10 protein-coding genes are annotated in these 11,257 nt (G+C 56.7%); 2 read left to right on the top strand and 8 right to left on the bottom strand.

What is annotated here, in order from left to right:
* Positions 1-49: 49 nt before the first annotated feature.
* The 6 genes from FQ192_RS23975 to FQ192_RS23950 form a co-directional block, all read right to left on the bottom strand.
* Complete coding sequence (locus tag FQ192_RS23975) at positions 50-814, bottom strand: Crp/Fnr family transcriptional regulator (protein ID WP_101206733.1); 765 nt, start codon at positions 812-814, stop codon at positions 50-52.
* A 1-nt stretch (position 815) separates the two neighbouring features.
* Positions 816-1,211 carry a hypothetical protein gene (locus FQ192_RS23970; RefSeq protein WP_149660852.1) on the bottom strand — a complete coding sequence of 132 codons (396 nt, stop codon included), beginning with the start codon at positions 1,209-1,211 and terminating at the stop codon, positions 816-818.
* Between the two features lie 24 nt (positions 1,212-1,235).
* Positions 1,236-2,723, bottom strand: coding sequence for an NAD(P)H-hydrate dehydratase (locus tag FQ192_RS23965; protein ID WP_256672358.1), 1,488 nt, complete (start codon positions 2,721-2,723; stop codon positions 1,236-1,238).
* A 14-nt stretch (positions 2,724-2,737) separates the two neighbouring features.
* Positions 2,738-3,772, bottom strand: coding sequence for an alcohol dehydrogenase AdhP (gene adhP, locus FQ192_RS23960; RefSeq protein WP_149660768.1), 1,035 nt, complete (start codon positions 3,770-3,772; stop codon positions 2,738-2,740).
* A 241-nt stretch (positions 3,773-4,013) separates the two neighbouring features.
* On the bottom strand, positions 4,014-4,457 hold the full coding sequence (locus FQ192_RS23955) for a hypothetical protein (protein ID WP_256672357.1): 444 nt from the start codon (positions 4,455-4,457) through the stop codon (positions 4,014-4,016).
* Entirely contained in the window at positions 4,447-4,701 is a 255-nt protein-coding gene (locus FQ192_RS23950) for an Lpp/OprI family alanine-zipper lipoprotein (RefSeq protein ID WP_149660767.1), read from the bottom strand. The genes FQ192_RS23955 and FQ192_RS23950 overlap by 11 nt, the downstream gene beginning before the upstream one ends.
* Positions 4,702-5,209: 508 nt before the next feature.
* On the opposite strand from FQ192_RS23950, the gene FQ192_RS23945 reads away from it, so the two are divergent.
* Together FQ192_RS23945 and FQ192_RS23940 are read left to right on the top strand one after the other, a co-directional pair.
* On the top strand, positions 5,210-7,435 hold the full coding sequence (locus tag FQ192_RS23945) for a response regulator (protein ID WP_256672356.1): 2,226 nt from the start codon (positions 5,210-5,212) through the stop codon (positions 7,433-7,435).
* A gap of 222 nt (positions 7,436-7,657) precedes the next feature.
* Positions 7,658-8,443 carry a PRC-barrel domain-containing protein gene (locus FQ192_RS23940; RefSeq protein ID WP_149660765.1) on the top strand — a complete coding sequence of 262 codons (786 nt, stop codon included), beginning with the start codon at positions 7,658-7,660 and terminating at the stop codon, positions 8,441-8,443.
* A 106-nt stretch (positions 8,444-8,549) separates the two neighbouring features.
* On the opposite strand, the gene FQ192_RS23935 is transcribed toward FQ192_RS23940, so the two are convergent.
* Together FQ192_RS23935 and FQ192_RS23930 are read right to left on the bottom strand one after the other, a co-directional pair.
* On the bottom strand, positions 8,550-10,631 hold the full coding sequence (locus tag FQ192_RS23935) for a copper-translocating P-type ATPase (protein WP_218585798.1): 2,082 nt from the start codon (positions 10,629-10,631) through the stop codon (positions 8,550-8,552).
* A gap of 183 nt (positions 10,632-10,814) precedes the next feature.
* Positions 10,815-11,255: a cytochrome c gene (locus FQ192_RS23930; protein ID WP_149660763.1), complete on the bottom strand. Its 441-nt coding sequence runs from the start codon at positions 11,253-11,255 to the stop codon at positions 10,815-10,817.
* Between the last annotated feature and the right edge of the window lie 2 nt (positions 11,256-11,257).

Raw genomic sequence — 11,257 nt, 5'->3', positions numbered from 1 at the left:
ACGGCACCCGGTCTCTGTGCGGTATCGAACACAAGGAACCGCCATAGAATCAATGAGCATGCGCTATGACGGCCCGGCATACGGGTATGTTCAAGGTTTTTGGGCGAGCGTAGGGGAGAAGTCGGTCGGTCTCATGTTTAACGACGGCGTAACACTCACAACTCAACTCTTCAAGCCGGGGTCGGTCGAGCACGGTGATCAGCCCACGGCAGTACTCGATCACGCCAAGCTTTTGCAACTTACGAGCGGCCTCGGTGATGCCTTCACGACGCACACCGAGCATGTTGGCAATGAGTTCTTGAGTCATGGCCAACTGGTTACCTGGCAGACGGTCCAGCGACAATAACAGCCAACGGCACAGTTGCTGGTCGATTGAGTGGTGGCGGTTGCAGACCGCCGTCTGGGCCATCTGCGTGATCAAGGCCTGGGTATAACGCAGCATCAGATGCAGCATTTCACCGTGGCGATTGAATTCGTCCTTGAGCAATTGCCCTCTCAGCCGAAAGGCGTGTCCGGCACTCTGGACGACGGCTCTACTCGAAGTGCTTTCGCCGCCCATGAACAAGGCCACGCCGATCAACCCCTCATTGCCCACCACCGAAATATCCGCCGCCGCTCCGTTTTCCATCACGTAAAGCAATGAAACGATCGAGTCAGTCGGAAAATAGACGTAACGCAGAACATCTCCGGGCTCATACATGACTTTGCCAAGGGGGAATGACACCCGCTCGAGTTGAGGGAACAAGCGATGCCGAACCTCGACCGGCAATGCGGCGAGTAGATGATTTTGCTGAGGGCTCGGTGTATAGGACATATCAGTAACCTTTGTCTGGAGCGAGAGAGCACGGTCTGCCTGATTGAATCGCCATGGCGGCTTCAGCCTGTCCATGCCAATCCCGCACATGCGGCAGAACTTCGCCGTGCTCACTGATGTAACGCTTATGCCTCTGGATCATCGTCCGATAGCGCTCTTGCGCCCGACCAACTTCATTACTCAGTTGAGGGACGCGTTCGACGGCGTCCAGAGCCAATTGAAAGTGGTCCGGACTGTTGAGCACTACCCTGTCGAATGGCGTTGTGGCCGTGCCCTCGTCACAGAAACCATTGGAAGGGTTGTCTTGCAGGTAAATCTGCCCGACTGACAGGTAATTGGCCGCCCGCAAATAAGCATTCATGCCCTGCAATTGTTGAGAAGTAAGTCCGTGGCGCATTGTGATCTCCTTAACGGTTAGCGTTTAGCTGTACAGCCGACGGAATACCGCTGGCAGCAGATCGGGCAGGTCTTCTGCCAGCAATCCGGGGCCGAATTCGGCGGCCGCGGCACTGTGTAGCCAAACACCCGCAGCAGCGCTGGCGAAGGCCGTCATCCCCTGTGCAAGCAAGCCCAGAATGATTCCACTCAAGACGTCGCCCGAGCCTGCGGTAGCCAAGGTTGAAGGTGCATTAGCATTAATGATTGCTCTGCCATCAGGGGCTGCAATGACGGTGTCGCTTCCCTTGAGGACGACCACCGCCCCGCTCCGTCTGGCAGCGGCCCGGGTGCGGGTCAGCTTGTCGCCAAAAGGATCAAATACGCGGCGGAACTCCCCTTCATGGGGCGTCAGCACGCAGGGCCCGTGAATCGCTCGATCCAAGGCCCCGGGATCATCCTGGAAAGCCGTGATCGCATCGGCGTCGATGACGGTTGGGCGTCCAGTAGCGAGCATGGCCAGCACGTGGCCGAACGTATCCTTATCAACGCCGGCGCCCGGGCCAATCAACCAGGCGGAGAAGCGACTGCCATTGAGCAAGTGACCAAAATCTTCCGGCGTCACCCATGGCCGCACCATGATGCTGTCCAGCGCTGTGGCGTAGATGGGCAGCGCTATTTCAGGCACCGCAATGGTCGTGAGACCCGCCCCGGCTCTTGCTGCGCCTCTGCCAGCCATTCGGGCCGCACCGGTCATCGGATACCCGCCAAATATCAGTGCGTGACCACGGCGGTGTTTATCGGTGTCAGCCTTCGCGCGCGGCAGGTTGGCCAGCCATAACTCGGGATCATTCTCGAACGCCTGGGGTGCGATGGCGTCGGCTACCGCTTTGGGAGTGCCGATATCCGCAACGATGACTTCACCACACAGGTCCCGCCCGGGTAACAGTAAATGACCTGGTTTTTTGCGAAAAAACGTCACGGTCAGTACGGCCCGCACCGCCCCCAGCGCTTCGCCGGTATCGCCCATGACCCCGCTGGGCGTGTCAATTGCGACAATGGGCACGGAGCCAAAGCTGACGGCAGCCAGCGTTTCCAGCGCCTGGCCTTCCAGCGGACGACTGAGACCGGCGCCAAACAACGCATCGACGATCAATTCCGCACCTTCGAGCACCGAGGGACTCAACGCTTCGACGTCCCCCTTCCAGCGCAATGAATGTTGCCTCGCCTCATCTTTAAGGCTGAATCGGCTGCCCAACATTGCAACCCTCACCGGCCAGCCCGCTTCGGCCAGCCAGTGTGCGGTGACGAACCCGTCACCTCCGTTGTTGCCTGGCCCACACAACACCACTACGGGACGGGGTGTCCAGTGATGCTGGATTTCGTGGGCCACTGCCGCACCGGCATTGGCCATCAATTCAAAAAGCGAGATACCGGCAGCGACCGATAGTCGATCCGCATCCGCCATCTGCCGAACGGTCAGCAGAGCGGTTTGGCGGCCTATCAGCACAGGCTCGGAACTGAACATGTTCATGCGTTGCCACTCTTTCAAACCGCACTGAAATCGATGACCACTCGCGATGGCACATCACCGTGTTCGAGTCGCTCGAAAATCTGGTTGATCGCCGATAGCGGCTGCAATTCAATGTCGGCCTTGACCTTGCCCTGAGCAGCAAAGGCCAACGCTTCGGCCATGTCCTGACGATTGCCTACAAAGGAGCCTCGTACGGTGATGCAATTGGCGACCACGTCGAACAACGGCACAGGAAACTCACCCGGCGGTAAACCCACCAGCACGCACGTCCCGTGCTTGCGTGTCATGGCAACGCCTTGTTTAAAGGCGCTGAGTGAAGGCGCCGTGATCAGCACACCATGGGCACCACCACCGGTGGCCTCCTTCACGGTTTCGACCGGATCGCCATTTTTTGCGTTAACCACGGCATCGGCGCCAAGCTTGGTGGCATGGGCAAGTTTGCGGTCATCAATATCCACGGCGCAGACTTGCAGCCCCATGGCTTTGGCGTACTGAACAGCCAGGTGGCCCAGTCCGCCGACCCCGGAAATCACAATCCACTGCCCGGGCCGGGCACCGGTCTCTTTAATCCCTTTGTAGGTCGTCACGCCGGCACAAATGATCGGCGCCGCTTCCCTTGGATCAAGGCCCGGTGGAATGTGAGCGACGTAGTTCGGGTCGGCCAGGATGTATTCGGCAAAGCCGCCGTTCTTCGTGTAGCCACCAAACTGTGCTTGAGCACATACGGTCTCCCAAGCGGTCAGACAGTACTCACAGTGCCCGCAGGCCGAGTAAAGCCATGGCACTCCGACTCGTTCGCCCACCTTTACGCTGGTGACACCCTCACCGATCGCCGTCACGACACCGATACCTTCATGGCCTGGAATAAAGGGCACCGTGGGCTTGAGCGGCCAGTCGCCGCGAGCGGCGTGAAGATCGGTATGGCAGACACCACAGGCTTCGGTTTTCACCAGAATCTGCCCTGGCCCGGCTACAGGGACGTCAAATTCTCTGATCACCAGCGGTTGGCCGAATTGCTCGACAACGGCTGCTCGCATTTTCAGACTCATCGGTTATTCCTCTCGGGTGCCTTGCACCGCGTAAAAGTCAGAAGATCTGTCCCTGTGGGCTCGACACCCACCTGCTCAATGCGACAGTGCGTTGGCTGCATCAATCAAGTTAGTCGCCTGAATCACTAGTGAGTAGCCTCGGAAACTACCTACGCTTGCGGTTGAAGCCATCACACAACGAGCCAACGGCAGTACAAATTCACACGTCGTCATGCCGAAACGCGTGCGTAGATATCAAGATTCAGGAGTGGGAACAGATCATCGCCAGAAATTCATTTTCGACACTGACCCCAGAAGGCGCCTTGTCATCCGAAACGATCAGTTCGCCGCTGTAATAGGCGAAGTACGCCGAATTTTCCGTTCCTCTCTGGCGAGCGAAACCACACACGGCCAGGTCACGACCATCGGTATTCACCGCCGTCGCGTATAGCGGGTCGAATACCCAGCCGCTGCCTTCCAGGCCGGCCAATGCTTTGGTCCTGGCAACGATGCCATCCCTGGCGGGGACCGGCACCTTGATCCGGGACTGATTGAGGTTTTCGATCGAGTCCGGCGTAATCACTGTTTTTTGAGTCGGCGTATGCCCACAGCCAGCAAGGCACGCACACAGCACACCAAGCAAAAAGATTATTTTCATCGCTGTGCCATTCCATTGAGTTGAAATGCGCCTTTGATTAATTGGCACGACCGGCTTTTTTGAGCATCAGCTGCGCCCGTTCATTGGCTTCGTCCGCCGATTTTTTTGCCTCTAGGGCTGCCCGCAACGCCTGATCCGCCTTTATCGCTGACTCGTCCGCATGCACTCTGGCCGCTGTCGCCATGTCTTCGGCGCTGCTCAGCCACGCATCCATCTCCTGTTGGTGATGGCTGCAACCGGCGGTCATCCCCAAAGCCACGATTAAAGACGTGTTTAGAATGAGTTTTTTCATGGTGTCACTCCTTCATGCCTGAATAGGTAAGCACGCTCTGCCGATGCAGAATAATCAGCCTATTCGGTTGTGAGATAAGGCAGAAGGCTCGGAAACTACTCAGTGGCCTTTGCGAATGAGGCGCCCAGCGATGACCGCTGGTCTGAGAACTGCCGCGAAACCCATCGCGATAAGCGCGCTCGCCAAGCAACAAAGGCGGGATATTTTTAGAGGTTCGCCGCGTATGCAATTTACAAAGTCGTCAATCCACACGGCTTCGCCAAGGTGGACGTTGCGTCGCCCCTGAAGGAGAGTAGGATTTAAAGACGTGTTCCTTCGGAATGCATTGCTGCGGAACATCACAATGCCCGTTCGCCTTCCACTCGACGCTGGAACGGCCAAGCCCAAGGTGATAGCGCCATCCCCTTCAGCCGACGCTTCAACGCTGAACTCAGACAAACAATCGGACTCTCGCGACGCGACTGAATCCCTTGACCAAATGCGCTCGCTGAACAATGAGCTTATAGAGATGAACGAACAACTTCGTTCCTCACTCGAACAGCAACGAGCAGCCGCCATGGTGTCTCTGAACGTGCTGTACAGCATCAACATTGCAGCGATTCTGTTAGACGAAGATTTGAATATTCGCCTGTTCACCCCGGCGAGTCAGTCCTTGTTCAACATTCTTGCCCAGGACATTGGACGACCGTTGGCTGACTTGCGCCCACTGGCCAGTGATTCCAACCTTTTGGAAGATGCCAGAGCCGTCATGAGTGATAAGACGCCACTGGAGCGGGAAATCGAATCACGCAGTGGCGTGAGTTTTACCCGTCGAATTTCACCCTGCAGCCAACAGGATAGTTTTGGTGATGGGGTGGTTATCACCTTCACCGACATCTGCGACAAAAAACAGATCACACAAGCGCTTGAAAAAGCGACGCAGAAAGCGGAACTGGAGACAGCCACTCGCTCACGTTTTCTCGCTTGCGCCAGTCATGATCTGCGCCAGCCTCTGCAAACTCTCAAGTTGTTGCAAGGGCTGCTGCTGGACATTCTGAACGATGAGCAACCCCGCAAGCTGACGGTCAGGATCGGCGAAACCGTGGGCGCGATGTCCGGAATGTTAAATGCCCTTCTGGATATCAACCACATCGAAACCGGCACGGTTCAGGCAACTCCCGTGAGTTTCCGAGTGAGTGACCTGCTGGATCGACTCGCTGACGAATTCAGCTACAAGGCAGGTGCTAAAGGCCTGAAACTGAAGGTAGTCCCCTGTCATCTCTCAGTGGAAAGTGATCCGCGCCTGCTGGAGCAAATATTGCGCAACTTGCTTTCCAACGCGCTGAAGTACACCCACGAAGGTCGGATACTGTTGGGCTGCCGTCGCCACGGCGGGTGGCTCAGTATTGAAGTCTGGGATACCGGCATAGGCATGGAGTCGTCGGTGCTCGATTCACTGATCGAGGAGCAAGACCCTACCGACAATCCAGGCCAGGAAAGTGGCGCCGCTTTACTTATCGTTAAGCGTTTGTGTGCTGTGTTGGGGCATCGATTGCGTGCGCAATCGAGTTTCGCAAAAGGATCGACGTTTTCCATTGATGTCGCGTTATCCCGTGAATGCGCAACCCTGCCAATTGCCATTCAGGATGGCAAACCACAAGAACCAGGCTCCGTGACTAAAAATGGAATGATACTGATAGTCGAGGATGACGCCGAATTGCTCGAATTGCTGGGCAACCTGCTCAAGTCGGAAGGTTATCAGGTGGCAATGGCCATCGACGGTGCAACCGCCTTGGATAGCGTCACGCACGGTGGTGTGCAGCCGGACTTGATACTGGCGGACTTCAATTTGCCTGGTTCGAGCAATGGCTTACAAATGATCACTCAGTTGCGAAAAAAACTGCATCGCCGCATTCCAGCGATCGTTCTGACCGGTGATATTTCAAGACAGACTTCCCGTGACGTAGCGTTTGAACACTGTACTCAGCTCAACAAACCGGCAAAGCTCAAAGAGATCATTTTCGTTATTGCTTCGCTGCTCGCCCAGCAATGTTTAACCACTGTTAATGATGAGCTACTCGAAGACAGCGAGTCCTGCAATCCTGGGCCATCAACCATATTCGTGGTCGACGCCGACGATCTTTTTCGAGACACGATCCGCGGCGTACTTGAATCAAGCGACTACCACGTACAGGACTATGCGTCATGCGAGGCCTTCCTTGCGGATTACTCGCCTGGTCTCCATACATGTTTGCTGGTTGATGCTCACTTACCAGGAATGGAGAGTCTTGAACTCTTGCATCGTTTGAGGCGCAACGGTGACGACTTGCCTGCGGTCATGATCAGCGGTAGCAGTGACGTTTCAATCGCCGTGGATGCCATGAAAGCTGGCGCGTCGGATTTTATCGAAAAGCCATTTGGTCGTATCGAGGTACTTCAAAGCATTGCGAGAGCGTTGGAACACTCACACGATGCAAATAAAAAATTGGCCTGGACTCAGGAAGCGGCTCATTACATAGACAGCCTAACCTTACGGCAGCGGCAAATCATGGACATGGTGTTAGCAGGCCATCCGAGCAAAAACATCGCGGTCGAACTCGGGATCAGTCAACGCACTGTTGAAAATCACCGTGCCTCGATCATGACCCGAACTCATTCCAAATCCATTCCTGCATTGGCGCGCATTGCACTGGCAGCCAACGTTCAGGCTTCTGCACCGCCCCCCTCTGACGTAAACGCGCCAAGGAAAAGCTAAGTCTCCCGTGAATCAATCTTCAGCAAAATGCCTTCCATTTTCGGTCTTTCGATTCTTACAGCTGAACCATCATGACTTTGCAGTTTCGGTTCGGCAGCGTGCGTCACCGAACAGACGCTAAGTGGTGTAACGCGCACAGTGTCCTTGGCCAAGTCGAATACTCGACCTGCAGCGTTTCCATGTGCCGAGGACATTGATCGGTGCTCCACAAAGGACAGTCCTATGTTACGAAGCATGCATGACCTGGAGGATTACACCATTGCCGCCACCGATGGTGACATCGGCGAAGTCAAAGACTTCTATTTCGATAATGACGCGTGGGTGATCCGTTACTTCGTCGTCGAGACCGGTGACTGGCTCGCCAGCCGCAAGGTACTGATTACTCCTTTAGCCATTCAACGTCCCGAGTGGGCGCTGCGGCGTTTGCACGTCGCGATTACCAAGGAACAAGTCAAATGCAGTCCCGATATCGATACCGATAAACCGATCTCTCGACAGCACGAAATGAAATACCTCGGCTACTACAGTTATCCATATTACTGGGCCGGGATATACCCAGGAGGCTTTGGACTTCCGGGTAGCCAAGTCCAAGAGGAAAACGCTCGCGAACAAAGTGCAAAAGCTGAACGTGCGCGCCATGCCGATGACGACCCGAATTTACGCAGTTGCAAAGCCGTTATCGGCTATCACATCAAAGCCACTGATGGCGAAGTGGGACACGTGGAGAGTCTGCTGATCGATGAAGAGACCTGGGCGATTCAATACCTTGTGATCAACACCAGCAACTGGTGGCTCGGACACAAGGTTTTGATTGCTCCCGAGTGGATCGATGGGATCCGTTGGCTGGACAAATCCGTCACTGTCGACCTCGACTGTGCGTCGATCAAGGCATCGCCTCCTTATGATTCGTCACACCAGTTGAACCGAGAACGAGAGTCGAATCTGTACAACCACTATGGGCGTACTGGCTATTGGCTGATTGAAACCGTCATAGAGCGAGAGAAATAAGTGCAAGACAAATCGGAGGTTGTTGAAACCCAGCCAAGGTTGCTCGTCCGGTCAGCGTATTGAACGGGCGAGCGACGCCCCTTGTTGTGCAATCCAAGGTAGAACCTCATCGACGTAACCGCAACGCATTGGTTACCACCGACAATGAGCTTAGACTCATGGCAAACGCGGCGACCATCGGTGATAACAACCAACCGGTGATCGGGAACAACAGACCGGCGGCCAAAGGTATCCCAAGCGCATTGTAGACAAGCGCGAACCCCAGGTTCTGCTTCATGTTGGTGACCGTCTGCTCCGAAATCATACGTGCCTGGGCGATGCCGCGCAGGTCGCCTTTGACCAGGGTAATCTGGGCGCTGTTCATGGCCACGTCCGTGCCTGTTCCCATTGCTACGCCTACGTCGGCCTTGGCCAATGCCGGGGCATCGTTGATGCCGTCTCCGGCCATTGCGACGACGCACCCTTCGCGTTGCAGCTTTTCCACCAGCGCGAGTTTGTCAGCCGGCGTGACTCCTCCGTGCACTTCATCAATTCCCAATCGCGCGGCAACCGCCTTGGCGGTGGTCAGGCCATCACCCGTGGCCATGATGACGCGAATGCCGGCGACTTTGAGCCCCTCCAGTGCCGCGGCGGAACTGGCCTTCACAGGGTCTGAAACTGCCAACAGGCCCGCGGCCTCGCCGTCCACCGCCAGCAGCATGACACTGGCACCTTCGGCTCTGAGTGCCTCGGCCTGCTCTCTTAAACTGTCCACCGAGATCTTCAGTTGCGTCATCAGCGCAGCGTTACCCAAGGCCAGGGTCTTGCCCCCAACCCGGCCGCGCACGCCGATGCCGGTGCTCGACTCGAAGTCTTCTGCTTTGTCCAAGGCGATACCCTGCTCGCGCGCAGCATTTACGATGGCCGTCGCGAGTGGATGCTCGCTGCCTTGATCGAGGCTGGCGGCCAGTTTTAGCACTTCCTCCTCCGTAGTGCCCTCGGCGGCGACAACACGGTCAAATCGCGGTCTGCCCTCTGTCAGGGTTCCGGTTTTGTCGACGATCAACGTATTGACCTTGCAGAAGTTCTCGATAGCCGCGGCGTCTCTGAACAGCACGCCCTGCGTCGCAGCCCTGCCACTGGCGACCATGATCGACATCGGCGTAGCCAAACCCAGGGCGCAGGGGCATGCAACGATCAGAACCGCCACGGCATTGATCAGCCCGTAGACCCAGCTCGATTCCCCGGCCGAAGTGGGCCCGAACAGCCCCCATATAAAAAGGGTCAGTATCGAGATGCCGATGACCGTGATAACGAAATAGCGGGCCACGGTGTCAGCCATGCTCTGCATCGGAGCCCGCGAACGCTGTGCTTGCGAGACCATCTGCACAATGCTGGCAAGCACGGAGTCCGCGCCGATCTTCTCAGCGCGCATCACCAGTGCGCCGCTTGTGTTGAGGGTGGCGCCAATCAGTTTGTCGCCGACACCTTTGCTCACCGGCATAGGTTCGCCGGTGAGCATTGATTCATCGACTGCGCTGGCGCCTTCGACCACTTCGCCGTCCACCGGCACTTTCTCGCCAGGGCGAACACGCAACTGGTCGCCCTGGCGTACGCTGGCCAGCGCCACATCCGCTTCGCTACCGTCGGCAGCAATACGGCGCGCGGTCTTGGGTGCCAGGCCGAGTAAGGACTTGATGGCCGCGCCGGTTTTCGATCGAGCTTTGAGCTCAAGCACCTGGCCCAACAACGTGAGCGAAATGATCATGGCTGCAGCGTCGAAGTACACCGAGACACGCCCCATCGCCACGAACGATGCCGGAAATACCCCAGGCACTGCAGTCGCGACTACGCTGTAGACGAACGCCGCCGACGTGCCGAGGCCAATCAATGTCCACATGTTCGGGCTGGCGTGCAGAACCGATTGCACTGCCCTTCTGAAGAACGGCAGGCCTGCCCATAGCACCACTGGCAAAGTCAGCGCCAGCTCTATCCAGCTCTGCAAGGCCATATCGAACCACTGCAGGTGGGGGCCGATCATCGCGAGTACTGCAACCATTATGCTCAGCGGCAAGGTCCAGTAGAAACGGCGGCTGAAGTCTTCTAACTCCGGATTTTCGGACTCCTCAACGGCAGGGGTGGTTGGCTCCAGCGTCATTCCGCATTTGGGGCAGGCGCCAGGACCGTTCTGTCGTACTTCCGGGTGCATCGGGCAGGTGTAGATCGTTGTGCCAGGGGCGACCGGTTTGGTTTGACGGTCTAATTGGGGCGCGTGCGTGTCTTGCGTGTTCATGTCCATCATATTTTCCCTTCCGGCGAGAAACCCGAGGGCTGCGATGTGTGGAGGGCCTGCTTGCGCAGCCGGTAACACAACGCAGATCGGCTTGCCCTGCTATTTCTGTGCTTGCAAATAATGCTGAATGGCGTCGACTTCTTCTTTGGTGGGCGCAGTTCCATGGTCGGATCTGAAGCTCGACGAGCCCCAATGAGGCATGACTTTGTTCAGTGGCTGGCCTTCATCATCGATCCCTTGAAGCACCGCGCGTTCGAATAGTTCAGGCTCCCAGGCGCTGGCATCACCGACAAGCTTCGGTGCTTTGAGCCCCATCATTTGCGAGCCGCCTTTGCCGGACGTGCCGTTCATCATGCCCTTCCCAGCCATTGTCCCGCTCGCGCCTGGCGTCATGTTGCCCATGCCAACGGTCCCACCCATTCCACGCTCGCCGTGGCATTGGGCGCAGTTATTTTGGTAGAGGGCGGCGCCATCGAGTGGAGCCGCCAAGCAAAATGTCGAGGTAAAAAGCGCTACAAACGCAAGATATGAACTTTTCATTG

This window comes from Pseudomonas sp. ANT_J12, assembly GCF_008370045.1.
Taxonomy (GTDB): domain Bacteria; phylum Pseudomonadota; class Gammaproteobacteria; order Pseudomonadales; family Pseudomonadaceae; genus Aquipseudomonas.
Note: the sequence above shows the minus strand (reverse complement) of the source record. Positions and strands in the feature narration are given on the sequence as shown.